We start from the raw sequence: 25881 nt of genomic DNA on the forward strand, positions 1-25881 counted from the left end.
ACCGGGTGACCCGGGCCATCAACCCCGCGCGGCCCGGCCCCCGTTGAACCGGAGCGGTCCGCCCGGGCCGGCGCCGGAGCCCTGGGCCGTCCGCCCCGCGCCGCCCTCGCCCCCATGCCGCCTGCACCACGCCCCGGCGGCACCCCTGGGCCGGGGCGACCCCCGACCCCGACCCCTCACACCTTTCCGATGCCGAGCGTCGTCTCGGAGGGCAGCAGCCTCGAGCTGAGCACCTCCACCCACAGGGGCCCCAACAGCTCCACGAGCCGCTCCTGCTCCGCCGGCTCCAGCGCGCTCCACGGGTCGGACGCCAGCTCGTCCGTCCGCCGTTCCACCTCCGCCCGCAGTGCCCGCCCGGCGTCCGTGGCCGTCCCGTCCTCCTCCAGCAGCCCGCGCTCCAGGAGCCGTTCGCGCGCGGCCGACCACTCCGCCCCGCTCCACCCCCGGCTCTCGAACACCTCCGGACGCGCCGCGCCCACGGCCGCGAAGGAGACCAGCGACTCGACCGGGTCGAGGCCCGCGGAGACGAGCGCCCGCAGGTGCCCGTCCCCCCGGTGCTCCCGCAGGACCGTCGCGGCCTGCCAGAGCACCAGGTGCGGCGCTTCAGGCCAGGGCAGTGCGGCGTTCGCCGCCGCGAGGGGACGCCCCGTGACGTCCGCGGCCCGTGCCGCCCGGCGGGCCAGGCCGGCGGCCTCGGCGAACTCGGGGCCGTGCACCCGGTCGGAGAACAGCGCCCGGTACGTCCGGTCGACCGCCCTCGTCCGGGCCGCCAGCACAGCCTCCGGGGAGGCGACGGACCAGCCGTCCGGCACATACCGGGCGATCATCGCAGGGCTGAAGCCGAAGAAGGTCTCCGTCACCCGGCCGGCCCCGGCCGCCCCGAGCGGCGCGGCCCGCCACGCGAAGTAGCTCGGCCAGCGCTCGTCGACGGCGTGACCGAGGCCCGCGGCCTCATCGAACGCTTCCGGCGCGAAGTAGAGAACGGCGTGCAGGGGCTCCAGCAGGTGCCACATCCGGCGCACGCGACCCAGTTCGTCGGACATGTCTCCGCCTTCCGCAGAACGGTCCATCTTGTCAGCGACTAGATTTACAGCGTGCTCGCCCGCGAAGAACTTGTCAATGCCTAGACACGGCGTACCGTTCCCACCATGACCAGTGAGCGCACCTACCACCACGGCGACCTGCGGCGCGCCGTCCTGACCGCCGCCCTCGACGTCATCGCCGCCGACGGCCCCGACGCCCTGAGCCTGCGCGACCTGGCCCGCCGGGCCGGTGTCTCGCACGCCGCCCCGGCCCACCACTTCAAGGACCGGACCGGCCTGCTGACCGCCGTGGCCGCCGAGGGGTACGCCCTGTTCGCCGACGCCCTGGCCGACGCCCCGGGCCTGCGGGAACGGGGCGTCGCCTACGTACGGTTCGCGGCGGGGCACCCCGCGCACTTCCACGTGATGTTCCGCCCCGAACTGCACCGCCCCGACGACCCCGAGCTGATCGCCGCGAAGGCCCGCGCCACCGAAGCGCTGCGTGCCGGGATCTCCGGCCTGCCCGAAACCGCCCGGGGTGACGACGACCGGCTCGCGGGCATCGCCGCCTGGTCCCTCGCCCACGGCTTCGCCACCCTGCTCCTCAGCGGCAACCTGGACGCGCCCGTGGGGGACAGCGACCCCGAGGACGTGTTCCGGGGCCTCGCGGACCTCCTGTTCCCCCCGGCGGAGGAGGCGGCTACGACCCCAGGATCGTCGTGAGGAACTCCCCGGTCCACGACAGGAGTTCGCGGCCCACCACCGGCTTGCCACCGATCCGGCCCGCCGTCGGACGGGGCACCAGGATCTGGTGGGCGGTCGGCTTGATGACCGTCTTCGGGTGGAGCCGCTTCAGCCGCAGCTCCTGCGACTCCCGCAGCTCCACCGGCGCGAACCGGATGTTCGGGCCCTGCAGCACGATCTCGCCGACCCCGCAGGCCCGGGCCAGCATCCGCAGGCCCGCCACGAGGAGGAGGTTCTCCACCGGCTCGGGCAGTTTGCCGTAGCGGTCGGTGAGCTCCTCGCGGACGGCCCTGATGTCGTCCTCCGTGGTGGCGGAGGCGATGGACCGGTACGCCTGGAGGCGCAGCCGCTCCCCGGGGGCGTAGTCGTGCGGGACGTGCGCGTCGACCGGGAGCTCGATCTTGACCTCCAGCGGCGGCTCCTCCTCGACCCCGCCGTCCACCGCGGCCCGGTAGTCCGCCACCGCCTCGCCCACCATCCGGATGTACAGGTCGAAGCCGACACCGGCGATGTGGCCGGACTGCTCCCCGCCCAGCATGTTCCCGGCGCCGCGGATCTCCAGGTCCTTCATCGCCACGTACATGCCCGCACCCATCTCGGTGTGCTGGGCGATCGTCGCGAGGCGCTCGTGCGCGGTCTCCGTGAGGGGCTTCTCCGGCGGGTACAGGAAGTAGGAGTAGCCCCTGTCCCGTCCCCGGCCGACCCGGCCGCGCAGCTGGTGCAGCTGCGAGAGGCCGAAGTTGTCGCCGCGCTCCACGATCAGCGTGTTGGCGTTCGAGATGTCGATGCCGGACTCGACGATGGTCGTGGAGACGAGCACGTCGAACTTCTTCTCCCAGAAGTCGACGACGACCTGCTCCAGCGCGCTCTCGCCCATCTGCCCGTGCGCCGTGGCGATCCGCGCCTCGGGCACGATCTCGCGCAGCCGGGCCGCGGCCCGGTCGATGGACTCCACCCGGTTGTGGATGTAGAACACCTGGCCCTCACGCAGGAGCTCACGCCGGACGGCCGCGCCGATCTGCTTCTCCTCGTACGGTCCGACGAAGGTGAGGACGGGGTGCCGCTCCTCCGGGGGCGTCGTGATCGTCGACATCTCACGGATGCCGGTGACGGCCATCTCGAGCGTACGGGGGATGGGCGTCGCGGACATGGTGAGCACGTCGACGTTGGCGCGGAGCTTCTTCAGCTGCTCCTTGTGCTCGACACCGAAACGCTGCTCCTCGTCGACGATGACGAGGCCCAGGTCCTTGAACTTCGTCTCCGACGAGAACAGCCGGTGCGTGCCGATGACCAGGTCCACGGACCCGTCCTTCAGCCCCTCCAGCGTCGCCTTCGACTCGGTCTCCGACTGGAAGCGGCTCAGCGCCCGCACGTTGACGGGGAACTGGGCGTACCGCTCGGTGAACGTGCCGAAGTGCTGCTGGACCAGCAGCGTCGTCGGGACGAGGACGGCGACCTGCTTGCCGTCCTGGACCGCCTTGAAGGCCGCGCGGACCGCGATCTCCGTCTTGCCGTAGCCGACGTCGCCGCAGATCAGCCGGTCCATCGGGACGGACTTCTCCATGTCCTCCTTGACCTCGGCGATCGTGGACAGCTGATCGGGGGTCTCCGCGTACGGGAAGGCGTCCTCCAGCTCGCGCTGCCACGGCGTGTCCGGGGCGAAGGCGTGGCCGGGGGCCGCCATCCGCGCGGAGTACAGCTTGATCAGGTCGGCGGCGATCTCCTTGACCGCCTTCTTGGCCCGCTGCTTGGTCTTGGTCCAGTCGGCGCCGCCGAGCCGGTGCAGCGTGGGTGCCTCGCCGCCGACGTACTTGGTGACCTGCTCCAGCTGGTCGGTGGGGATGTAGAGGCGGTCGCCCGGCTGGCCGCGCTTGGCGGGGGCGTACTCGACGAGGAGGTACTCGCGGGTCGCGCCCTGCACCGTGCGCTGCACCATCTCGATGTAGCGGCCGACGCCGTGCTGTTCGTGGACGATGTAGTCGCCGGACTGCAGGGTCAGCGGGTCGACGGACTTGCGGCGGCGGGCCGGCATCCGGCCCAGGTCCTTGCTCGTGGTGCGCTGGCCGGTCAGGTCCGTTTCGGTCAGCACCGCGAGCCGCAGGCCGGCGTCGACGAAGCCGTGGTCGAGGGCTCCGCACGCGACGTGCACGACGGACGGTGCGATCTCCCCGAGGTCCTGGTCGACGCGGGCCGCGATGCCCTCGCCGCCGAGGACACCGGCGATGCGGGAGGCGGTCCCCTGCCCCTCGGTGACGTACACCGTGCGCCAGCCGTCGGCGAGCCAGCCCTTGGTGTCGGCGAGCGCCCGGGCGGTGTCGCCGCGGTACGTCTCCGGGGCGTGCATGCCGAGCTTCAGGGTGTCCTCGTCGAGCTCGTCGTCCGCGGCGAACGGGGACGTGGACCACCACATCATGCCCAGCTCGCGGGCATGGTCGCGGATGTCGGCGATGCCCCGCAGGGAGGCCGCGCCGACGTCGATCGGTGCCTCGCCGCCGCCCGCCGTGGCCGCCCAGGACGCCTGGAGGAACTCCTGGCTGGTGGCGACCAGGTCGGCGGCCCTGGTCCGCACCCGCTCCGGGTCGCAGACCAGGGCCATCGAGCCCTTCGGCAGGACGTCGAGCAGCAGCTCCATCTCGTCGACGAGGACCGGGGCGAGGGACTCCATGCCCTCGACGGCGATCCCCTCGGCGATCTTGTTCAGCAGCTCGCCCAGCTCCGGGTGGGCCTCGGCGAGGACCGCGGCCTTCTCCCGCACGTCCGCGGTGAGCAGCAGCTCCCGGCAGGGCGGGGCCCACAGCCCGTGCCCGGCGACTTCCAGGGACCGCTGGTCGGCGATCTTGAAGTAGCGGATCTCCTCGACGTCGTCGCCCCAGAACTCCACCCGGAGGGGGTGCTCCTCGGTGGGCGGGAAGACGTCCAGGATGCCACCGCGAACGGCGAATTCTCCGCGCTTCTCGACGAGCTCCACCCGGGCGTACGCGGCTGCGGCGAGCGCGTCCACGACCTCGCCCAGATCGGCGGTCTGCCCGCTGCTCAGCGCCACCGGCTCCAGATCTCCGAGCCCCTTGACCTGCGGCTGGAGCACGGAGCGGATCGGTGCGACGACCACGCTGACCGGGCCGGTCTCCGGGTCGTCCCGCCGCGGGTGCGCGAGCCTGCGGAGCACGGCGAGGCGGCGGCCCACGGTGTCCGAGCGCGGCGAGAGCCGCTCGTGCGGCAGGGTCTCCCAGGACGGGAACTCCGCGACGGTGTCCGGTGGCAGCAGCGTGCGCAGCGCGGCAGCCAGGTCCTCGGCCTCCCGGCCGGTGGCGGTGACGGCGAGCACGGTCCGCCCGGCCTCGCGGGCCAGGGCGGCCACCGTGAAGGGGCGGGCCGCCGGTGGGCCGACCAGGTCGACATGGGTCCGGTGGCCGTCGGTGGCGGCCTTCACCGCTTCGGAGAGCGCCGGGTCGGTGACGACGACGTCCAGCAGACCGTGCAGGCTCATGAAGGAATTCCGTCCGGTGGGGCGAGGAGTGAGCAACGCGAAGGGCCCGACACGTAGGACGGGCCGGGGGTTCCAGCGTACGACTCCGGCGTGGGTGCCGCCCCCGCAACGGGGGTCCCGGACGCACCGCGCACACATGAATCCGGTCCCGGGGCGTTTGGAGGAACGCCCCGGGACCGGATTCGGTCATCCTACGTCGGCCGGGTTCACCCGTCGGTGGCGATCGCGTTCAGGACGTTCATCCGGCCGGCCCGGAAGGCCGGGACCAGCGCGGCGAACAGTCCGACGAAGGCGGAGGCGACGAAGACCGTGAGGATCGTCGGCCACGGGATCTCCAGGACGCCGAGGCCCTCCAGGGCCAGCAGCTTCTGGGCCGAGGTGCCCCAGCCCATCCCCAGCCCGAGGCCGAGCAGGGCGCCGAACAGGGCGATCACGACGGACTCCAGCCGGATCATGCGGCGCAGCTGGCGGCGGGAGAGGCCGATCGCCCGCATCAGGCCGATCTCACGGGTCCGCTCGACCACCGACAGGGCCAGCGTGTTCACCACTCCGAGCACCGCGACGATGATCGCCAGGGCGAGCAGGCCGTACACGATGTTCAGCAGCTGGCCGACCTGGTCCTTCAGGTCCTGCTTGAAGTCGGCCTGGTTCTGCACCTTGTACTGCGGGTACGGGGCGAGGGCGCTCTTGAGGGCCGCGTACGCCGCCTTCTCCTTGCCGTCCTCCGCCTTGGCGAACATGATCATGTTCTCGGGCATCCGGTCGGCGGGCACGTACTGCTCGGCGGTCGTGATGTTGGTGTACATCGCGCCCTTGTCCACGTTCGTCTCGTCCGAGGTGATCGCGGCGACCTTCAGCTTCGCCGTGCCGCCGGCCTTGAACGCGACCGTGATTTCGTCCCCGACCTCGATCCCGTGCCGGAGGGCGTAGTCGTCGCCGACCGACATGGCGTTCTTTCCGTACGCGTCGCCGAGGTCACCGGCGACCGTCGTGCGCCGCAGGTCCTCCTGGTACGTCGGGTCGGCGGCGACGAGGCCCTCGTCCTCCGTCTTCCCGTCGGGCGAGGTGATCTTCGTGCCGACGGACTTGTAGTCGGTGACGTACTCGATGCCGGGCACCTTCTTGATGGCCTCCGCCGCCTGCGGCACGACCAGCTGGCCGGTGCCCGACTGGACGATGAAGTCCGTACCGACCGACTTGTCCAGCTCCTCGGTGGCCGAGGCGACCATGGAGGAGCCCACGACCGAGAGGCAGGCCACCAGGGCCAGGCCGATCATCAACGCCGCACCGGTCGCGCCGGTGCGGCGCGGGTTGCGCAGGGCGTTGCGCTCCGCCAGCCGGCCGACCGGGCCGAAGAACCTCAGGACGACGACGCCGAGCGCCCGTACGACCACACCGGCCAGCAGCGGGCCGACGACGATGAAGCCGATGAGGGTGAGGACCACGCCCAGGCCGAGGTAGAGCGAGCCCTCGGCGGCCTTGTCCGCCTGCGTCGTGGCCCACAGGGCCGCCGCGCCGGACACGGTGAGGACCAGTCCGATCCCGGCCCTGATCCGGCCCGACTTCCCGTCCGCCGGTGTCCCCGCGTCGCGCAGGGCGGCCATCGGGGACACCTTGCCGGCCCGGCGTGCCGGGATGTACGCGGCGAGGACGGTCACGACGACGCCGAGCGCGAGCCCCAGGACCGGGGTCGTCCAGGCGACGGTGAGGTCCTCGCTGGACAGCTCCATGCCCATGGAGCCCATGAGCTTCATCAGCCCGACGGCGAGACCGATCCCGGCGCCCACGCCGAGGACCGAGCCGACGATGCCGAGGAGTACCGCTTCGACCAGCACGGACCGGTTCACCTGCTTGCGGCTGGAGCCGATGGCCCGCATCAGGCCGATCTCGCGGGTGCGCTGGGCGACCAGCATCGAGAAGGTGTTGACGATCAGGAAGATGCCGACGAGGAAGGCGATCCCGGCGAAGCCGAGCATCGCGTACTTCATCACGTCGAGGAAGGAGCCCATGGAGTCCTTGTTGGCCGCCGCCGCTTCCTTCTGGGTCTGCAGCTTGTAAGCGCCGGCGTCGCCGAGGGCCGAGGCGACGTTCTTCTTCAGCTGTGTGTCGTCGACTCCCGGCTGTGCGGTGACGTTGACGTGGGTGAACGCTCCGGGCCTGCCGAGCAGCTTCTGCTGGGCGGTGGCCGTGTCGAGGAAGACGACGGCCGCACCCGGGTTGGTCACGGTGAAGGCGGCGATACCGCTGATCCTCGCCCTGATGTCACCGGTGACCGCGACGGTGCGCAGTTCGTCGCCGATCTTCAGGTGGTGCTTCTCGGCGGTGTCGGCGTCGACCATGACCTCGGTCGGACCGCGCGGCGCGTGACCGGAGGCGATCTCCATGGAACGCAGGTCGTTCCGCGTCCAGTTGCCCGCGATCGTCGGGGCACCGGTCTCGGAGCCCATGTTCTCGTCATGGCTGTCGACGACCGTGACGGACATGCTCATGACTCCGCCCTCGGCCTCCTTCACCCCGTCCGCCTTCTCGACCCGCTCGACGACGGAGGCGGAAAGCGATTCGGGCCGGCCGTTCTCGGGGGCGTCGTCGGGGCCACCGGCCGCCTTCGGGCTGACGGTGACATCGGCCGACGACGCCGCGAAGAGCTTGTCGAAGGTGGTGTTCATCGTGTCGGTGAAGACGAGCGTGCCGCACACGAACGCCACCGACAGCAGGACGGCCACGGCGGAGAGCGCCATCCGCCCCTTGTGCGCGAGGAAGTTGCGCATCGAGGTCTTCCAGACGGTCATGACGTCCGCCCGCGCGCGTCGAAGTCCTTCATGCGGTCCAGGACCTGATCGGCCGTCGGGTTGCGCATCTCGTCGACGATCGAGCCGTCCGCGAGGTACAGCACCCGGTCCGCGTAGGAGGCGGCCACCGGGTCGTGGGTGACCATGACGATGGTCTGGCCCAGCTCGTCGACCGACTTGCGCAGGAAGGACAGCACTTCGGCGCCGGCCCGCGAGTCCAGGTTCCCGGTGGGCTCGTCCCCGAAGATGATCTCCGGCCGGGCGGCCAGCGCCCTGGCCACCGCGACGCGCTGCTGCTGGCCGCCGGAGAGCTGCGTCGGCCGGTGCTTCAGCCGCTCGGCGAGACCGACGGTCTCGACGACCTGCCGCAGCCAGTCGGCGTCGGGCCTGCGGCCCGCGATGTCCATCGGCAGCGTGATGTTCTCGAGCGCGTTCAGCGTCGGAAGCAGGTTGAACGCCTGGAAGATGAAGCCGATGCGGTCCCGGCGGAGCTGGGTGAGCTTCTTGTCCTTGAGCTTGGTGATCTCGGTGTCCGCGAGGTGGATCTCCCCCGAGGTCACGGTGTCCAGACCGGCCAGGCAGTGCATGAGCGTCGACTTGCCGGAGCCGGAGGGTCCCATGATCGCCGTGAACCGCCCGCGCTCGATGTCCACGTCGACGTGGTCGAGCGCGACGACCCGGGTCTCCCCGACGCCGTACGCCTTGACGACCTGCCGCGCTCGCGCAGCGACGGCCGTACGCCCTCCAGTGCCCCCGTGCCTGGGAATGGTTACAGCCGTTGTCACGGTTTTTCTCCTATGTCGGTCAATGCCTGGACGTCTCTGTGTACGTTCCGAGTCTCGGGTGCGGAGGGGGTCCGGCGCGCTGGTGCCCGGCGCAGTCTTCGGGTGGGGTTTTCCCCACCCCGCCCTCTGCGGTCAGCCGCAATGCGCGGTGTAGGACCACGGTAAGGAACGGAGCCGTCACGGCACGTCCTCCGGCGGGAGGAAAGGTCCCCGGGCAGGAGTACGGAGCTCCCCCTAGGGGTCTCGGCCCCGGGGAGGAGGCCGGGCTAGGGGATCCCACGGGGGTCTCACCCCTCGGCCGCCCGCTGTCGCCCGGTCATCGGCGGGTGAGACAGTGACCCCCGGAAACTAGATGCATAGGGAAGGGAATCCCCGTGGGCGGCACCGGCGGCACGGACAGCGCGGGCGGCGTGGACAGCACGGGCGGTGCGGGCGGTGCGGGCGGCATGCGGCGCGACGGACCGTCACCGGCAGCCCGTCCAGGGGCTGTTGCCGGTCCGGGAGCCGCAGCAGGTGCAGGAGCCCCGGCAGGCGCACCAGCTGTCGCAGACCCCGGAGCCGCAGCCCGTCAGGGAGCGGTTACCGGCCCGGGAGCGGTTGCCGACTCGGGAGCGGTCACCGGCCCGGGAGCCGCGGCAGGCCCACCACCGGCGTCCCGTCCGGGAGAGCCGACCGCACCCGGGGCGGCGGCCGGAGCAGCCGCCACAGCCCGCAGCCGCCGCCCCGTGGTCGCCGCGCTGATGCTCGGGATGGGTCTCGCCGCCATCGACGGCACCATCGTCGCGACCGCCGTCCCGCAGATCGTCGGCGACCTCGGCGGCTTCGCCGTCTTCTCCTGGCTCTTCTCCGGCTACCTGCTCGCCGTGACGGTCACCCTGCCGGTCTACGGGAAGCTCTCCGACACCTTCGGCCGCAAGCCGGTCCTCGTCGCCGGCATCATCCTCTTCCTGGCCGGTTCCCTCCTCTGCGCCGCCGCCTGGAACATGGCCGCGCTCATCGCCTTCCGCGTCGTCCAGGGTCTCGGCGGCGGAGCCCTCCAGGGCACGGTGCAGACCATCGCCGCCGACCTCTACCCGCTCAAGGAACGCCCGAAGATCCAGGCCAGGCTGTCGACGGTCTGGGCCGCATCGGCCGTCGCGGGCCCGGCCGTCGGCGGACTGCTCGCCACCTACGCCGACTGGCGCTGGATCTTCCTGATCAATCTGCCGGTCGGCGCGGTCGCCCTCTGGCTGGTGGTCTGCCACCTCCACGAACCGGCCCGGCCGCGCCCCGCCGTCCGTCCGCGCATCGACTGGGCGGGCGCCCTCGCGGTCTTCGCCACCGGCGCGCTCCTGCTGACGGCACTGGTCCAGGGCGGAGTCGCCTGGCCCTGGCTGTCCGCCCCCTCACTCGGACTGCTCGGGGCCACCGCCGTGCTCGCCGGCCTGACCGTCGTGATCGAGCGGCGGGCCGCCGAACCGGTCATCCCCGGCTGGGTGTGGCGGCGGCGCACCATCGCCTCGGTCAACCTGGCCCTGGGCGCGATGGGGCTCCTGATGGTCGCGCCGACCGTCTTCCTCCCGACGTACGCCCAGTCGGTCCTCGGCCTGGGACCGATAGCCGCTGGTTTCGTCCTCTCCGTCATGACGCTGAGCTGGCCCGTGTCCGCGGCGCTCGCCGACCGGGTCTACAACCGCATCGGCTTCCGGCGCACCGCGATCATCGGCATGACCGGCGCCCTGCTGGTCCTGGCCGCCTTCCCGCTGCTGCCCTTCCCCGGGGCCGCATGGCAGCCCGCCCTGCTCATGCTGCTGCTCGGCGCGGCGCTCGGACTCTTCCAGCTCCCGCTGATCGTCGGGGTCCAGTCCACGGTCGGCTGGTCCGAGCGGGGGACGACGACGGCGTCCGTACTCTTCTGCCGCCAGGTCGGACAGAGCGTGGGCGCCGCACTCTTCGGCGCCATCGCCAACGGGGTGCTCGCCTCCCGGCTGGCCGCCTCGCCCCTCCCCGGGCTCCCGGACGACCTGGACGCGGTCTCGCACGCCCTGGAGGACCCGGCGGCCCTCTCCGCCGCAGCGACGGACGCGCTGCGCCGGGCCGTCGACACCGCCGTGGACCACGTGTTCGTCGGCGCCGCGGGGGCCGCCGTGCTCGCCCTGCTGGTGCTCGTCCTCGTCGCGCCGCGCCGCTTCCCGGTCCTCGCCGAGCACGAGAGCGCTCCCCCCGCGCCGAAGCCGGCGGGCGGCTGAGCAGCCGCAGCACACGGCGCACGCGCCTCCTGCCCCGGCTCCGCTCCCCCGCGGCGTACCGGCCCCGGCACGCTGCCGCCCGGCGCCGACCCCCTCGGGGCCGGCCGCCGGGCGGCAGCGTGCGCGGTACGGACGGTGTGCGTCAGGCCTTGGCGGCGGCCACCTCCGGGGCGGCGGGCTCGTCGGTCTTCCCGCCGGTGCCGGCGGACCCGCGGACGGCCGGGATGAACGACGCGATGGCGACGGCGAGCAGGGCGACACCGCAGCCGAAGACCAGACCTGTGCGGAACCCCTCCTCGGAGGTGAGGGTGAAGCCACCCGTGGTGGTGGTCATCTGGGACAGGATCGCGCCGATCACCGCAGCGCCGATCGAGGTGCCGAGCGCGCGCATGAGGGTGTTGAACCCGTTGGCGGCGGCCGTCTCGGACGCCGGGACGGAGCTCATGATCAGGGCGGGCATCGCGCCGTAGGCGAGACCGACGCCACTGCTGCTGACCATGAGGAACAGCATCAGGCCCCAGGCCGAGCCCATCAGCAGGACCCCCAGGCCGTAGGCCGCAGCGATGACCAGCACACCGCAGATGAGGGTGAACTTGGGACCGCGGGCGTCCGTGAGCTTTCCGCCGAGCGGGGAGATGAGCATCATCATGACGCCGCCGGGTGCCATCCAGAGGCCCGCGGCGAGCATGGACTGGCCCAGACCGTAGCCGGTGGCCTCCGGGAACTGCAGGAGCTGCGGGGCGATCAGCATGCCCGCGTACATGCCGAAGCCGACGAAGAGCGACGCGATGTTGGTGATCAGCACCCGGGGGCGGGCCGTGGTGCGCAGGTCGACCAGCGGGTCCTTGGTGCGCAGCTCCCAGAAGCCCCACACGAGGAGCGCCACGACGGAGGCGGTGAGCAGGCCGATCGTCGTCGTGGAGGCCCAGCCCCATTCGGCGCCCTTGGAGATGGCGAGCAGCAGGCAGACCAGACCGACGGCCAGGCCGAGGGCGCCGGGCACGTCGAAGCGCTGCCCCCGTGCACCGGCCGGGACGTCCGGGATCAGGAACCAGATCAGCACGGAGACGACGAGGGCCAGGACGGCGGAGCCCCAGAACAGCACCCGCCAGTTCGCGTACTGGGCGACCGCCGAGGCGATCGGCAGGCCGAGGGCGCCGCCGATGCCCATGGAGGCGCTGACCAGTGCGATGGACGAGCTCAGCTTCTCCTTCGGCACGACGTCACGCAGCAGGGAGATGCCGAGGGGCACCATGCCCATCCCCATGCCCTGGAGGCCGCGGCCGACGATCATCGGGACCACGGTGGACGACAGGGCGCAGACCACCGAGCCCACGACCAGGGGCACCGCGCACGCGATCAGCATCCGGCGCTTGCCCAGCAGGTCGCCCAGACGTCCGGAGATCGGCACGCACACCGCGGAGACCAGCAGGGTGACGGTGATCACCCAGGTGGCGTTCGAGGCCGTGGTGTCGAGGAGCTGCGGCAGTTCCGCGATGAGCGGGGTGACCAGGGTCTGCATGATCGCTGCCACGGTGCCTGCGAGGGCCAGGGTGGCGACCACGCCACCCGATCTGGCTGTCGGCCGGGGGGCATCCATGAAGTGGGCTCCTTGATGATCGTCTGCTCGCCGTCCCAATGGGGAGAGCGATGTGCATCGTACATGTCGAATGTGTCATGCACGTTATGTGTCTCATGCACATCGTGTGGGATCATGGGAGCGGGCCCCGGGATCAGGAAGGACCGATGCGGGCCGACCCCGGCCCGCGAGCAGGAGGCGACACCCATGGCCAGACCTACCTACGAGGTCGAGTACGAGCAGATGCTGCTCGGACGCCACGGCCTCGCCCACCGGGGCGGACGCCACAAGAACGCCCTCATGGAACGCAGCGCCTACATCATCCTGAGCCGCATACGAGTCCAGGGCCCCATGTCCGTAGGCGAGTTGAGCGACGCCTTCGGCCTCGACGCCTCCACCCTCAACCGGCAGACCGCCGCCGCGATGCGCGCCGGACTCGCGGAACGCATCGCCGACCCCGAGGGCGGCATGGCCCGTAAGTTCCGCATCACCGACGCGGGCGCACACCTGCTCGACGAGGAACGTGAGCGTGTGGTCCGCTCCCTGGACCGGGTCATGAAGGACTGGCCGGACGAGGACATCGCCGCCTTCGCCGACTACCTCAAACGCTTCAACACCGGCATCGAGGACCTCTCCATGCGCCCCTGGCCGCGCCCGTGACCCCGGGCGGCGCTCACGGCTCGCCCGCGGCCCGGGCTCCGGGCCGTCCGGGAATCCGTCTCCGCCACGCCCCGAGCTCGACACCGGGCGGGCCCGCCCGGACAGCGCCCGGGGAGCCCTCGGTCGGCATCACCCCAGGCCAGGACCGGGGCCCGGCCGCCCGCCCGGTGACGGCGACCCCGGTCCGGGTGGAATCGGCCGACGGCCGGTCGAGGACGACCGGCCCGCCGTCGCATCACGTCCGGGCGGCGACGGGCCCGGGAGCCACGGGGCACTCCGCCCACACCGTCTTCCCCACAGGGATACGAGGGTGGGTTCCCCACCGCGCGGCCAGCGCTCCGACGAGGACCAGTCCGCGCCCCGACTCCTCGTCGTCGGCAGGCCTGGACGGCACGGCCGACGGCAGCTCCCGGCGGGCGTCCGAGACCTCGACCCGAACGCACGGGGCGCCCACGTCGTAGATCACGCTCAGGAGGAAGTTCCGGCCACGGACCCGGCCGTGGCACACCGCGTTGGCCGTCAGCTCGGCGACGACCAGGGCGACGGTGCAGGAGACCTCCGACGCCGACGGGAACCCCCACTCGCCCAGGTGCCTCACGGTTGCCCGCCGGGCGAGCTGCGCACCACGGGCATGGGAGGGGAACTGACGGGAGAAGAAGTGCCGCAGGGCCTCCCCGGACGCCGGTGCCTCCTCCCCTTCCGCACGAGGGTCCCCACCCGTCCACCGCTGCGGCCCGCCGTCCGGCGCGGATACTTCCTCGAGCATGATGCGACCCGTCCCGTTCAGCCGTTCCCCGCGCATTCCACAGAGTGCGGAATTCGCTGCGTTCCGCAGTCAAGGATCGATCGGCACGCCTACGCTCGGAAGGTGACGAAGCATTACCTTCCTGCCCGTAAGCCCGGAAACGCCGTGGACAGGGCGCCCGACCCCCAACAGTCGATGGCCGCGCTCTTCGGCTCACGGGTGCGCAGACTCCGCACGGCGGCCGGGCTGACCCAGGCCGAGCTGGGCAGGATGACGCATGTCGTGAGCACCCGGATCACCCAGATCGAGCGGTCGTCCGGCGCCAAGCCCTCCTTGGAGCTGGCACGGGCCCTGGACGCCGCGTTGGTGGCGGACCACCTCCTGATCGACCTGTGGCCGTACGTCTACCGGGAGGCGTTCCCGGACTGGGCGCGGGCGTTCATGGGCCACTCGGCTCGGGCGGTGGCGATCCACGAGTACGCCGCTCACGTCGTGCCGGGCCTGTTGCAGACCGAGGAGTACGGCCGGGCACTGCTGCGTGTCGGACGCACGCTCAGGAGTGAAGAGCATCTGGAGGAGCGGCTGTCGGCACGACTGCAGCGCCAAGAACGCCTGGCGGCGGCCGATCGCCCCGAGCTGTGGGTGGTCCTCGACGAAGCCGTGCTCCGACGCCCGGTGGGCGGCCCGGCAGCCATGCGAGCTCAACTGGCACGATTGCTGGCCACGGCCGAAGAACCTCACATCACCGTGCAGGTGCTGCCGTTCACCCAGGGCGAGCACGATGCCCTGGGCGGCTCCCTGACCGTCCTGGTCCTGCCTGACGGCGCGGAGATCGGCTACACGGAGGGCGCCCACTACGGCCAGTTGATCGAGGATCCGGAAGAGGTCAGGAGCTTCGCGGTGACCTACGATCGGCTCCGGGCAGCTGCGCTGCCCCCTCTCATGTCGCTCGACGTGATCCGATCCGCGATGGAGGACGACCACCATGAAGCGAGTGTCCCGTCCCGATCTGACCGCCGCCGCCTGGCGCAGAAGCAGCTACAGCAATCAGGAAGGGGGCAACTGCGTCGAGACGGCGGACGGATTCCCCGGCCTCGTCCCCGTCCGTGACAGCAAGAACGCCCTCGGCCCGGCGCTGGCTTTCCCCGCCGGCTCCTGGACCTCCTTCATAGGCGCGTTGCAGCAGAACCGGCGCTTCCGCTCCGGCAGGCAGTAGCGGACGCCATCCGCCCGCCGCGCGAGCGACCGGGAGATTCGGCCCGTCCTCGATCGAGGACACCCTGGCCGCGCGGAAAGGGCCCCCGCCGGGCCGCGTGCACGGGGCGTGCCGCCCGGTGCCCCGGGCCGGCGGCGCCACTCGGTCCTCCGTCAGTCCTCCGCCGGAGCCGTACGCCCGGTGAGCGCCGCCAGTGAGCTGCGTACGTGCGCCATGTGCGCCCGCACCTCCTCACGACCCTCCTCGTGCTCCCGCAGCACCCGCTCGGTCTCCCGGACCACCCGCTCCTCGGCGACCCGCGCCCCCGAGAGCAGCTCCGCGGCCTGCGCCTCGGCGTCCTCCTGGCCGTGCCGGGCCGCCTCCTCCGTCTCCGAGAGTTCACGCCGTGCCTGCTCCAGCAGCGCCTCGGCCCGCGCCGTCAGCTCCGCCTCCCGCGCAGCCACGGCGGCCTCGGCCCGGGCGGTCTCCGCCTCCGCGGCCTTGCCCCGCTCGGCATGCTCCTTCTCCTGATGGGCCAGCACACCGGCCGTACGACGACGGGTCTCCGCCATCTCCGCCTCGGCGGCCCCGCGCAGGGCGCCGGCCTCCGCGCGCGCTTCCTCGATGAAGCCCTCGGCCTCGCCCCGCGCCGCGGCCAGCACCTCCTCCGCGTGGGCATCGGCGGCCGCCCGCACACCTTCGGCGTCCTCGCGCGCCGCCCCGCGGAGGGCGCGGCCCTCCGCGTCCGCGGCGTCCCGCAGCTCCTGCGCGTCCTCCAGCGCCGCCCCGCGGGCGGCCTCGGCCTCGGCCTCGGCGAGGGCGAGTATCTGCTGGGCCCGCTCCCCCAGCGAGACATACGTCTGCGGCGCGAGCGAGGCCACCGCCTCGCCCAGCCGAGCCGATTCGGCCGTCAGCTCCTCGGCCAGGGCTGTCAGGCGGGAGAGCCGGTCCAGGGCCCCGTCCCGCTCCGCCGACAGGGCGGCCACGGTGCGGTCGACCTGCTCCGGGCGGTAACCACGCCCCCGTACACCGACGAAGTCGTACGCGGACACCGGTCCACCACTCATCCCTGAAGCCCTCTCTCCCGCTCTCCGATTCCGCGACCACCAAGCAATACGTCAAGGATGCGGCAATTGGTGCCGGAAGTCGGAATCGATCAGTCCCTTTCAAGACGGAAGCGACAGGCATCACAGACCCCGGACGCACAGGACGCCCGGTCCCCCAAGGGGCCCGGGCGTCCTGCACACAACGGGTCAGGTCAGAGCAGTCCGTCCCACATCTGCTCCAGCAGAACCGACCACCAGCTCTCCGGCGACGCCAGCGCCGCCGGATCCAGTGCCACCAACTGCGCCTGGAAATCGACCGTCCAACGGCCCGCCTGCTCGGGGTTCAGCCCGAAACGCAGCCGCCACATCCGGCCCAGCAGTGCCATCGACCGCACGAACTCCGGCAGTCCCGTGTTCACGAACTGCGGCGGCACGGGCTGCCCACCGGGACCCGCCTCGACGGGTACGGCGACGATGTTCGCCGTGCCGTACTGCACGCAGATCGCCCGGCCGAAGTCCGACCCCATCACCAGATACGAACCGGCGTCCGAGGCCGGCTGCACCTGTCGCTGCGTCGCCAGCTCCGCCAGCGTCGGCACCACCGGGTGACCCGGCTGCGCCCAGAAGAACGGACCGAAGTCGGCCGGCAGACCGGCCCACACCAGCGTCCGCGCCACGATCTCGGGCACGCCCTGGCGGGACACCGCCCGCTGGTCGAAGCGGAGCACACCCTGGGGACCGAAGGCCCCCAGCAGTTCCTCGGCCAGCGCTTCCGGCGGCAGGGCCATGGCGGGCGGCATCTGCGGCAGCGGCGCCCGCACGGGAGCCGGGCGCGCGGGACCGTCGGCGACCTGGTGCAGCTCGCCCTGATGCGTCAGCAGGTGCTGCATGCCCTGCTGGCGGCTCGCCTGATCCGTGCCGTACGGGGCGACGCTCGTGATCCGGACCTGCGGCCAGGTCTCCCGGATCATCCGCGCGCAGTAACCGCCGGGCAGCTCGCAGGAGGCCAGCTCCGTGTGCAGCTCGATGACCTGCTGCGGCGGGACGTTCATCCCGCGCAGCTCGTGCAGCATCTGCCATTCGGGATGCGGCGTACCCGGCGCCGAACGCCGGATCAGCTGCTGCTCACTGCCGTCGGGCGCCCGGAAGCGCAGCACCGCCTGGTAGCCCGGACCCACCGTCGGCTGACCGGGCGGCTGCTGCGGATAGCCGTAGGCCGGGGGCGGCGGCGTGTGCGGGCCCTGCACGCCGGGAGGCGGGCCGGGCGGACCGGGCGGCTGCGGGGCCCCGGGGCCTGCCGGCCCCTGACCCGCGAACATGGTCTCGGCGTGATGCGCCCCGGCACCGGCGGGCGGCGTGGCCCCGGGAGGGCCGGGCGGTCCGGGAGGAGCGGGCTGCTGCGACGCACCGGGGACACCGGGCGGACCGGGAGGCTGCGGCACGCCGGGAGCCCCGGGCGGGCCGGGCGGACCCGGAGGCCGCAGCGCGTTCGGGCCGCCGATGCTCGCGTCGGAGAACATCGTCGCGGCGTGGTGCATCCCACCGCCCGGGGGCGGCGTCGCCCCGGGAGGGCCGGGGGGACCGGGAGGGGCGGGCGGCTGCGGAGCGCCGGGCGGACCGAGCTGGGAGACGAGCTGCGTCGGGACGTACCCACCGGCCGTACCCGGTCCCGACGGCGGCGGAGTCGCACCGGGCCGGGCCCCCGGAATGCCGGGGGCACCCGGCGGCGGAGGAGGCGTCGAGCCGGTGCCGCGCGCACCGCGCGGCGGCACGGCGGCCTTGCTCGTCGCCGCGTCCGCGATGTCGCCCGCACCGGTTCCCGGAGCCGACGGCGCGGCAGGAGCCGCGGGGGCTCCCGGAGGGGTGCCCGGGGCGCCGTCCCGGGGGTTCAGCCCGGGGACCACCGCGGTCCGGGGCAGCTGGCTGCCCCCCGACATCAGGGCCGTGGGCGCCTCGGCCGGCACGACCGGCGGGGGCCCCTCGTCGTCCGAACCGGAGAGCGGCGGCGCGAACACCGTCGCCGGGAGCGCCACCGCACCGTCCTCCGAATCCGCGTTCGTGTCCGTACCGGCCCACGGGGTCGCCCCCGCGGGAACGCCGTCGGACGCGGTGGGCTCGTAGTCACGCTGTCCGCCCGCGGCCGGCCACGGGGTCGCCCCCGAGCCGGCCGGTCCCGCAGGAGCGGAAGTGGGGACCGGCGCGGGTGACGGGGGCGTGTCCCGCTCCGCCCGCCGGTCCGGGATGCCCAGCTTGTCCGCCGCCTCCTGGAGCCACTCCGGCGGGGTCAGCAGGAACGACGTCTGATTCAGATCGATGCGCTGCGGCGGCTCCGGAGCGGACGGCGCCGCGGCGGACGCCCCGTACTCCTCCTCGTACCGCCGGATGACCTCGCCGACGGGCAGCCCCGGCCACAGCGTGGCCTCCCCGCTGTCACGGGCGATCACCAGCCGCTGACGGCCGCCGTCCGAGACGGGGCCCTCCGGCCGGTCCTCGGACCACACCACGAAGCCCAGCTCGAACTCACGGACCCGCACCTCACGGTGCTGGTAGGCGGGCACGTCACCGTTGACCCACTCGTCCGCCCGCTCCTGTGCCTGCGCGAAAGTCACCACCGCGCTCACCCCTCCACCGGGACGGCCTGCGCGAAGCCGCCGTCCACCATCAGGTTCGCCACGGTCTCCAGCTCCGGGGGGTTGCCCGCGAGCCGCTGGAGGAAGGCGTCGAAGTCCGCACCGCAGGGCAGCAGAAGCCGTTCCACACGCTCCTGCACGCTCCAGCCGTCCTGGTCCCTGGCGTCGTCGTACGGGCAGAACCACACGGAGCCCACGTCGCTGCCCCGCACCTTCACGGCGACGATGCCGCCCTGGACGAAGCAGACGCCCAGGTAGTCCTTCGTGAAGTGGTCCCGCAGGCACTTGTTGACGTACACCAGGTCGTTCACGCCGGCCTGTTCGCGCACCGTGAAGAACGGCTGGTCGACCAGCAGGCCGAGCTCCGCGTCCAGCGCCGCGCCGACCGGGGCCGAACCGCCGGCCGCCTTCAGGAACGAGCGGTACGCACCGGGAAGCCGGTAGCCGAGGTCCTCCTCGACGCTCAGCACCTGCTGCTCGCTCACCGCCACCGCGCCCTTGGGCAGACGGAAGTGGGCGGGCCTGGTCTCCTGCAGCGGCCGGGTGCCCCGCCGGTCCTGGTCCACCGGGGTCGTCGCCAGGCCGCCGTGGTGACGCAGCAGCGCCTTCACCTCGACGGGGACGAGCTCCATCCGCCGGCCGCCCGCCACGTGGTGCCACGTCCAGCCGTGCGGAGTGGCCACCGCCGGAATCGTGTCCCACAGCTCGTGCCCGCTCGCAGCCATGGCCGCGTTCGCCGACACGTAGTCCGTGAGCCGCAGCTCGTCGATACCGAATCCCGGCGGAGGATCGGCGATCTCCGCGGCAGCGCGCGCGTACGGCGAAAGCACCGGGAAGCCGTTCTCGTCCACGCGCACACCCCTGGGATGGCGGGACGCCCGGACCGGGTCCGGGAAGTGCACGAGCTGCCCGGCGTAGGCCGCGTTCGGTGGCGCGGATTGCTGCCCGAGCCGACCTGTCGTCATGGCGGTTGCCCCCTGCTGCGTCTGGTGTTCCGCACAGCCTATGCGGTGGCGCAACAGGGGCTCCCGCTCCTCCGCATCCCTTCACTGAACGTCACCGTCGCGTGACGGTGATGCGACGATCGGGCGACCGGGCCGCGACACGAAGACGCGTTTCATCGCCCCAGCTTCCCCACCACCCTGCACATTTGGCAGGCTGTCCCCCGCAACTCGGGGGATTGCGGGAGGGATGTCCACACCATGCACTCTGCACAAACAGTCACATCCGGAGATCCGCGACTCAGCTGGAGCACCACCGAACCCAGCCGCGCGCCACAACTGCACCACCGCCGCGACGGCATCCTGCCGGCCGTGGCCGCGGCGCTGTCCGTACGCGGCGAGACACTGACCTGCACCGCCGGCAAGGGCGACCGGCCGCCGGTGCTCCACCCACTCGTCCAGGACTTCCTGGACACCCTCGCCAGCGGCCAGCGCGAGCGCTTCACCGGCCGCTGCCCCGAGGCGATACTGCTCTCCCGCCAGCTCACCGCGGCCGACGGCAGCCGCTCCAAGCGCGCCCAGCGCAAGCCCCTCACCAACGGGGAGGCCCGGCGCGCCCTCAAGCACGCCCGGCTCACCGCCCGGCACATCCGCGAGGACGGCGACCCGCTGCACGGCAGCTACGCGCGCCCCTGCCGCTCCTGCACGGAGATGCTCGCCCACTTCGGCGTACGCCCCGTCGACCTCACCGCCGCCGGTGCGGCGACCGCCGCCGAGAAGGGCTGAGCACACAGCGATGCACAACCGAACCGAAGTCCCCGCCCAGCAGGACCGCACCTCCTCCACCCGTTTCCCCGTCGCCGTCGACGCCGCTCTGCGGCAGGCCGGCTGGGAGCCGGGACGCTGGGACATCCGGCAGGCCGAGGAGTGGGCGGACGCCCTTCGCTCCCACGCCTCGCCCGCCGGACACCAGCACGCGGTCTTCCCGGCGGCGGTCGAGGCGTGGGCGGAGTTCGGCGGCCTCCGCATCACCGCGTCGGCACCCGGCCGGCAGATCGCGCCGGCGGCGGTGCGCATCGACCCGCTGAGCGGACTGCACCTCGCCCGGACGCTCGGGGACCTGGGCCGCGCCCTGCGCACCGAGGTCGCACCGCTGGGCGAGGAGGGGGACGGGCAGGCGGTGCTCGCCATCGACAGCGAGGGGCGGGTCTACTCGATCGACCACACCGGGGACTGGTACCTCGGATCGGACATCGACCGGGCCCTCGGAACCCTGGTGACCGGCGCCCAACCGGAACGCCTCACCTCCGGCTGACGGGCGGCGCCTGACGGGCGTTGGGAGCCTACGGACAGGCGACCGGGTCTTATGTCCCCATATGGGCGTCCGTAATCTCCCAACGGCCGGGGGTCAGAGGGCTGCGGGGAGGACTGCGGAGACTCGGTAGCCTCCTGCCTCCGTCGGGCCCGAGACGAATACGCCGCCCAGGGCCACCACCCGCTCGCGCATCCCCACCAGGCCGTTGCCGCCGCTCGGGAGCCCCGCGTCCGCCGTGACCCCGTCCGTCGGGCCGTTCTCCACCTGCATCGCGACCTCGGCCCCGCGGTGCGCCAGCCGCACCCACGTCTTCGCACCCGCCGCGTGCTTGTGCACGTTCGTCAGGGCCTCCTGCACCACCCGGTACGCCGTCTGCTCGACCTCGGGGGCGTACGGGCGCAGCTCGCCGTCGACGGAGAGCTCGACCGTCATCCCCGCCTCCCGGGACTGCGCCACGAGCGCCTCCACCTCGCGCAGCCGCGGCCCGTCCTCCGCGGCCGCGGCGGCTGCCGCGGCCGCCGCCCGGCCCACCGAGGCCAGCGGTACCCGGCCCGCCGGAGGGGCCACGAGCGCGTCCCCGCTCCGCAGGACCCCGAGCATCTCCCGCAGCTCCGTCAGCGCCTGCCGGCCCATGTCACCGACCAGCGCCGCGTTGCGCACCGCCTTGGCCGGGTCCTTGGGCGCCACCGCCTGGAGCGCGGCCGCGTGCACCACCATCAGGCTGACCCGGTGCGCGACCACGTCGTGCATCTCGCGGGCGATCCTGCCCCGCTCCTCCGTACGCGCCCACTCGGCCCGCTCCTCGGCCCGGTCCGCCAGGAGCGACAGCTCCCGCTCCAGCGAGTCGGCCCGCTCCCGCAGGCTCTCCATGAGCCGCCGCCGCGCCCCGATGTAGAGGCCGAAGAGCACGGCCGGAGCCGTCAGCCCGAGGGCCATGAAGACGGACATCAGCGGCACGTACCAGTCGCCCGGTCCGAAGTCGACGTTCGCGGTGACGCTCTGCCGCAGCCGTACATAGGTGACGATGAACGTGCCGACGAGCGTCATTCCCGTCAGGACGACGGTGATCCTGCGCGGCACGTCCGAGGCCGCCAGCGTGTAGAGGCCGACCAGCGTCATCAGGAAGCCCATCTCGGCGGGCGTCATCGCGATCGTCAGCAGCACGACGGCGATCGGCCAGCGCCGTCGCACCACCAGCACCGATCCGGCCAGCAGCCCGAAGACCACCGCCACCGGCACCGGCAGCCCGGTGACCCCGGCGAACTCCACCCCCTCCAGCGCACACTCCAGCGCCGAAACCAGCGCCAGTCCCACGTCCAGGGCGACACTGCGCCGCCGCTCCCACCACCAGTAGCCGCGGGTGGTCGGTCCCGCCGCTTCCCGGTCTGCCCCCGTTGCGGTCATGGCATCCAGACTACGGGCGGGCGCATCCCATTTTCCGGGGACTCCGCCAGCACGGAACGTGACGGGCCGTGCCGCAAAGCCCGACAGATCCCACGATCCGGTGAATCGAGCGCACTTTCGATCCGGACGCCCTCATTCCGGGCGCCCGTCGCACGACGTCGGGAACGGCATGCACGCACCGGCGGGCGGCGCGGCGTTCGCGCGCCGGAGGGCGGCGCGGGAGCCACCGCCGCGGAGCCGCACGGGGTGGCTCGGGGCGGCACCCGCGTCCGCCTCGCGGCGGACGCCCTCGCGGGAGCGGCACCCGGGAAGCGCGGGACGAACACCGTTGGGGCCCACCGGGGTTGCCCGGCCACCCGAGCGCCCCGGAGCGCCGGGCTTCTGCCGTCGCGCGAAGGGGGCCCGGTACGGCATAGTGTTGGATGCCGATCGAGCGGACTGAAGAGCCGTCCGCTCATTCCCCCATGGTGTAATTGGCAGCACAGTAGCTTTTGGTGCTATTTGTCCGGGTTCAAGTCCTGGTGGGGGAGCCACCCACGCGGGCCCCGACCTCATCGGTCGGGGCCCGCGCTCGTTTCGTGCCGAAACACCCCCGGTATCCTGCGGATGTCCACCACCCGAAGCCGAAGGGCACATCCGTGAGCGCCACCACTCCTCAAGTCCTCGGCTCCGCTCGGTCGGGGGACGCCCCACCGGCAGCCGTCGTCGTCCTCGCGGCGGGCGAGGGCACCCGGATGAAGTCGAAGACCCCCAAGGTCCTGCACGAGATCTCCGGGCGCTCACTCGTCGGACATGTCGTCGCCGCTTCCCGCGAGCTCGGCCCCGAGGACCTCGTCGTGGTCGTGGGCCACGCGAGCGAGCAGGTCACCGCGCACCTCTCCGCCGGGGACACCCCCGTACGCACCGCGTTCCAGGCCCAGCAGAACGGCACCGGGCACGCCGTGCGCATGGGGCTCGAGGAGCTCGGCGGCACCGTCGAGGGCACCGTGATCGTCGTCTGCGGCGACACCCCGCTGCTCTCCGGCGAGACCCTCTCCGCGCTCGCCGCCACCCACGCCGCCGATGCGAACGCCGTCACCGTGCTGACCGCCGAGGTCCCGGACTCCACCGGCTACGGCCGGATCGTCCGCGACGCGGCGACCGGAGCGGTGACCGGGATCGTCGAGCACAAGGACGCCACCGAGGAGCAGCGCGCGATCCGGGAGATCAACTCCGGGGTGTTCGCCTTCGACGGCCGGCTGCTCGGTGACGCGCTCGGCAAGGTGCGCACGGACAACAGCCAGGGCGAGGAGTACCTCACCGACGTGCTGTCGATCCTGCGCGAGGCGGGCCACCGGGTGGGCGCCTCGGTGGCGGGCGACCACCGGGAGATCCTGGGCATCAACAACCGGCTGCAGCTGGCCGAGGCCCGGCGGCTGCTCAACGAGCGCCTGCTGGAGCGCGCCATGCTGGCCGGCGTGACGGTCGTGGACCCGGCGTCGACGCTGATCGACGCGACGGTGACGTACGAGCGGGACGCGGTCGTGCACCCGGGCACGCAGCTGCTGGGGACGACGCACCTCGCCGAGGACGCCGAGGTCGGACCGAACTCCCGGCTGACGGACACCGTCGTGCACGCGGGCGCGCGGGTGGACAACACGGTCGCGAACGGCGCCGAGGTGGGCCCCGGTGCGACGGTCGGCCCGTACGCCTACCTGCGGCCGGGCACGCGCATGGGCGCGAAGGCCAAGGCCGGGGCGTACGTGGAGCTGAAGAACACCACGATCGGCGAGGGCACCAAGGTCCCGCACCTGAGCTACGTCGGTGACGCGACGATCGGCGACCACACCAACATCGGTGCCGCCAGCGTGTTCGTTAACTACGACGGCGAGGCCAAGCACCACACCACGATCGGCTCCCACTGCCGGACCGGTGCGGACAATATGTTTGTGGCGCCTGTCACGGTCGGGGACGGCGTTTACACGGCGGCCGGTTCGGTCATCACCAAGGACGTGCCCGCCGGTTCGCTCGCCGTCGCCCGGGGCCAGCAGCGGAATATCGAGGGCTGGGTGGCCCGGAAGCGTCCCGGCAGCGCGGCCGCACAGGCCGCTCAGGCCGCCGCCGGGGAGACCGACGGCGAAAGCTGACCGGAAACAGGTGCGCCTGAGGCGGCGTACCGTGATAGATGCTCACCCCATTTCGGCTGGCTCGTCGCACATCGGGACTCATGCGCGCGGTGCCAGATACACGTCTGAGGAGACTGTGCTGTGACCGGGATCAAGACGACCGGCGAGAAGAAACTGATGCTCTTCTCCGGCCGCGCCCACCCCGAGCTGGCCGAGGAGGTCGCACACCAGCTGGGTGTCGGTCTCGTGCCGACGAAGGCCTTCGATTTCGCCAACGGTGAGATCTACGTGCGTTTCCAGGAGTCCGCCCGCGGCGCCGACTGCTTCCTGATCCAGAGCCACACGGCTCCGATCAACAAGTGGATCATGGAGCAGCTCATCATGCTGGACGCGCTGAAGCGCGCGTCCGCCCGGTCCATCACGGTGATCGTGCCGTTCTACGGCTACGCCCGCCAGGACAAGAAGCACCGCGGCCGCGAGCCGATCTCGGCGCGTCTGGTCGCGGACCTGATGAAGACGGCGGGTGCGGACCGCATCCTCACCGTCGACCTGCACACCGACCAGATCCAGGGCTTCTTCGACGGCCCGGTCGACCACCTGTTCGCGCTGCCGATCCTGGCGGACTACGTGGGCGCCAAGGTCGACCGTTCGAAGCTGACGATCGTCTCCCCGGACGCCGGCCGCGTGCGTGTCGCCGACCGCTGGTGCGACCGGCTCGACGCGCCGCTGGCGATCGTCCACAAGCGCCGCGACAAGGACGTGCCGAACCAGGTCAGCGTCCACGAGGTCGTCGGTAACGTCGAGGGCCGGGTCTGCGTCCTGGTCGACGACATGATCGACACGGGTGGCACGATCTGCGCCGCCGCCGACGCACTGTTCGCGCACGGTGCCGAGGACGTCATAGTGACCGCCACGCACGGTGTGCTGTCCGGCCCGGCCGCGGACCGTCTGAAGAACTCGAAGGTCAGCGAGTTCGTCTTCACCGACAGCCTGCCGACCCCGGGCGAGCTGGAGATCGACAAGATCACGGTTCTCTCGATCGCGCCGACCATCGCGCGTGCGGTGCGCGAGGTCTTCGAGGACGGTTCGGTCACGAGCCTCTTCGAGGAGCAGGAGTAACACGACGGACGGTCACCCGCGGGTGATCCACTTTGGGCGCGGCCTCCCCGCCGGGTAGACTCAGCGAGTTGCTCGGCGAGGGAGGCC

General features: G+C 72.4%; 19 protein-coding genes and 1 tRNA gene. 10 read left to right on the forward strand and 10 right to left on the reverse strand.

Annotated elements, in window-relative coordinates; genetic code table 11:
* Nucleotides 1-176: 176 nt before the first annotated feature.
* A complete protein-coding gene (locus tag OG927_RS13405) occupies nucleotides 177-1043 on the reverse strand; it encodes an SCO6745 family protein (protein WP_056799068.1) in 867 nt (288 codons plus the stop codon).
* Between the two features lie 105 nt (nucleotides 1044-1148).
* Between OG927_RS13405 and OG927_RS13410 the strand changes: the two genes are divergently transcribed.
* Complete coding sequence (locus OG927_RS13410; RefSeq protein WP_124282109.1) at nucleotides 1149-1745, forward strand: TetR/AcrR family transcriptional regulator; 597 nt, start codon at nucleotides 1149-1151, stop codon at nucleotides 1743-1745.
* On the opposite strand, the gene mfd is transcribed toward OG927_RS13410, so the two are convergent.
* The 3 genes from mfd to OG927_RS13425 all read right to left on the reverse strand — a co-directional run bounded on the left by mfd (nucleotide 1723) and on the right by OG927_RS13425 (nucleotide 8827).
* The gene (mfd, locus tag OG927_RS13415) at nucleotides 1723-5253 is read right to left on the reverse strand and encodes a transcription-repair coupling factor (protein ID WP_330320213.1); all 3531 of its coding nucleotides are present in this window, start codon (nucleotides 5251-5253) and stop codon (nucleotides 1723-1725) included. The two genes, OG927_RS13410 and mfd, sit on opposite strands and share 23 nt — an antisense overlap.
* 206 nt (nucleotides 5254-5459) lie before the next feature.
* Nucleotides 5460-8042, reverse strand: a complete 2583-nt coding sequence (locus tag OG927_RS13420) for an ABC transporter permease (RefSeq protein ID WP_330320214.1) — start codon at nucleotides 8040-8042, stop codon at nucleotides 5460-5462.
* On the reverse strand, nucleotides 8039-8827 hold the full coding sequence (locus tag OG927_RS13425) for an ABC transporter ATP-binding protein (protein ID WP_056799078.1): 789 nt from the start codon (nucleotides 8825-8827) through the stop codon (nucleotides 8039-8041). The genes OG927_RS13420 and OG927_RS13425 overlap by 4 nt, the downstream gene beginning before the upstream one ends.
* 374 nt (nucleotides 8828-9201) lie before the next feature.
* On the opposite strand from OG927_RS13425, the gene OG927_RS13430 reads away from it, so the two are divergent.
* The gene (locus OG927_RS13430; RefSeq protein WP_330320215.1) at nucleotides 9202-11055 is read left to right on the forward strand and encodes an MFS transporter; all 1854 of its coding nucleotides are present in this window, start codon (nucleotides 9202-9204) and stop codon (nucleotides 11053-11055) included.
* Nucleotides 11056-11197: 142 nt separating this feature from the next.
* On the opposite strand, the gene OG927_RS13435 is transcribed toward OG927_RS13430, so the two are convergent.
* Nucleotides 11198-12655: an MFS transporter gene (locus tag OG927_RS13435; protein WP_330320216.1), complete on the reverse strand. Its 1458-nt coding sequence runs from the start codon at nucleotides 12653-12655 to the stop codon at nucleotides 11198-11200.
* A 186-nt stretch (nucleotides 12656-12841) separates the two neighbouring features.
* On the opposite strand from OG927_RS13435, the gene OG927_RS13440 reads away from it, so the two are divergent.
* Complete coding sequence (locus OG927_RS13440) at nucleotides 12842-13294, forward strand: MarR family winged helix-turn-helix transcriptional regulator (RefSeq protein ID WP_124282103.1); 453 nt, start codon at nucleotides 12842-12844, stop codon at nucleotides 13292-13294.
* A 235-nt stretch (nucleotides 13295-13529) separates the two neighbouring features.
* On the opposite strand, the gene OG927_RS13445 is transcribed toward OG927_RS13440, so the two are convergent.
* Entirely contained in the window at nucleotides 13530-14060 is a 531-nt protein-coding gene (locus OG927_RS13445) for an ATP-binding protein (protein WP_330320217.1), read from the reverse strand.
* 174 nt (nucleotides 14061-14234) lie between these two features.
* Here OG927_RS13445 and OG927_RS13450 point away from each other — a divergent pair, with 174 nt between their 5' ends.
* Both OG927_RS13450 and OG927_RS13455 read left to right on the forward strand, forming a co-directional pair.
* Complete coding sequence (locus tag OG927_RS13450) at nucleotides 14235-15149, forward strand: helix-turn-helix domain-containing protein (protein WP_330321317.1); 915 nt, start codon at nucleotides 14235-14237, stop codon at nucleotides 15147-15149.
* Nucleotides 15049-15255, forward strand: coding sequence for a DUF397 domain-containing protein (locus OG927_RS13455; protein WP_241191950.1), 207 nt, complete (start codon nucleotides 15049-15051; stop codon nucleotides 15253-15255). The genes OG927_RS13450 and OG927_RS13455 overlap by 101 nt, the downstream gene beginning before the upstream one ends.
* Nucleotides 15256-15407: 152 nt before the next feature.
* On the opposite strand, the gene OG927_RS13460 is transcribed toward OG927_RS13455, so the two are convergent.
* The 3 genes from OG927_RS13460 to OG927_RS13470 form a co-directional block, all read right to left on the reverse strand.
* Nucleotides 15408-16301: a coiled-coil domain-containing protein gene (locus OG927_RS13460; protein WP_330320218.1), complete on the reverse strand. Its 894-nt coding sequence runs from the start codon at nucleotides 16299-16301 to the stop codon at nucleotides 15408-15410.
* A 191-nt stretch (nucleotides 16302-16492) separates the two neighbouring features.
* Nucleotides 16493-18901, reverse strand: coding sequence for an SUKH-4 family immunity protein (locus tag OG927_RS13465; protein WP_124282100.1), 2409 nt, complete (start codon nucleotides 18899-18901; stop codon nucleotides 16493-16495).
* Nucleotides 18898-19875, reverse strand: a complete 978-nt coding sequence (locus tag OG927_RS13470; protein ID WP_209470336.1) for an SMI1/KNR4 family protein — start codon at nucleotides 19873-19875, stop codon at nucleotides 18898-18900. The genes OG927_RS13465 and OG927_RS13470 overlap by 4 nt, the downstream gene beginning before the upstream one ends.
* Nucleotides 19876-20112: 237 nt before the next feature.
* On the opposite strand from OG927_RS13470, the gene OG927_RS13475 reads away from it, so the two are divergent.
* Together OG927_RS13475 and OG927_RS13480 are read left to right on the forward strand one after the other, a co-directional pair.
* Nucleotides 20113-20637, forward strand: coding sequence for a YwqJ-related putative deaminase (locus OG927_RS13475; RefSeq protein ID WP_056799110.1), 525 nt, complete (start codon nucleotides 20113-20115; stop codon nucleotides 20635-20637).
* A gap of 10 nt (nucleotides 20638-20647) precedes the next feature.
* Nucleotides 20648-21166, forward strand: a complete 519-nt coding sequence (locus OG927_RS13480; protein ID WP_056799113.1) for an SUKH-3 domain-containing protein — start codon at nucleotides 20648-20650, stop codon at nucleotides 21164-21166.
* Between the two features lie 93 nt (nucleotides 21167-21259).
* Here the strand turns inward: OG927_RS13480 and OG927_RS13485 are convergent, their stop codons facing one another.
* Nucleotides 21260-22570: a sensor histidine kinase gene (locus OG927_RS13485; protein WP_319100982.1), complete on the reverse strand. Its 1311-nt coding sequence runs from the start codon at nucleotides 22568-22570 to the stop codon at nucleotides 21260-21262.
* 458 nt (nucleotides 22571-23028) lie between these two features.
* On the opposite strand from OG927_RS13485, the gene OG927_RS13490 reads away from it, so the two are divergent.
* From OG927_RS13490 to OG927_RS13500, 3 genes are all read left to right on the forward strand, one after another.
* Nucleotides 23029-23103 (forward strand) — tRNA-Gln (locus OG927_RS13490).
* 105 nt (nucleotides 23104-23208) lie between these two features.
* Nucleotides 23209-24696, forward strand: a complete 1488-nt coding sequence (gene glmU, locus OG927_RS13495) for a bifunctional UDP-N-acetylglucosamine diphosphorylase/glucosamine-1-phosphate N-acetyltransferase GlmU (protein WP_079099329.1) — start codon at nucleotides 23209-23211, stop codon at nucleotides 24694-24696.
* 120 nt (nucleotides 24697-24816) lie between these two features.
* A complete protein-coding gene (locus OG927_RS13500; RefSeq protein ID WP_056799124.1) occupies nucleotides 24817-25794 on the forward strand; it encodes a ribose-phosphate diphosphokinase in 978 nt (325 codons plus the stop codon).
* Nucleotides 25795-25881 lie beyond the last annotated feature (87 nt).

This window comes from Streptomyces clavifer, assembly GCF_036345975.1.
GTDB lineage: Bacteria > Actinomycetota > Actinomycetes > Streptomycetales > Streptomycetaceae > Streptomyces > Streptomyces clavifer.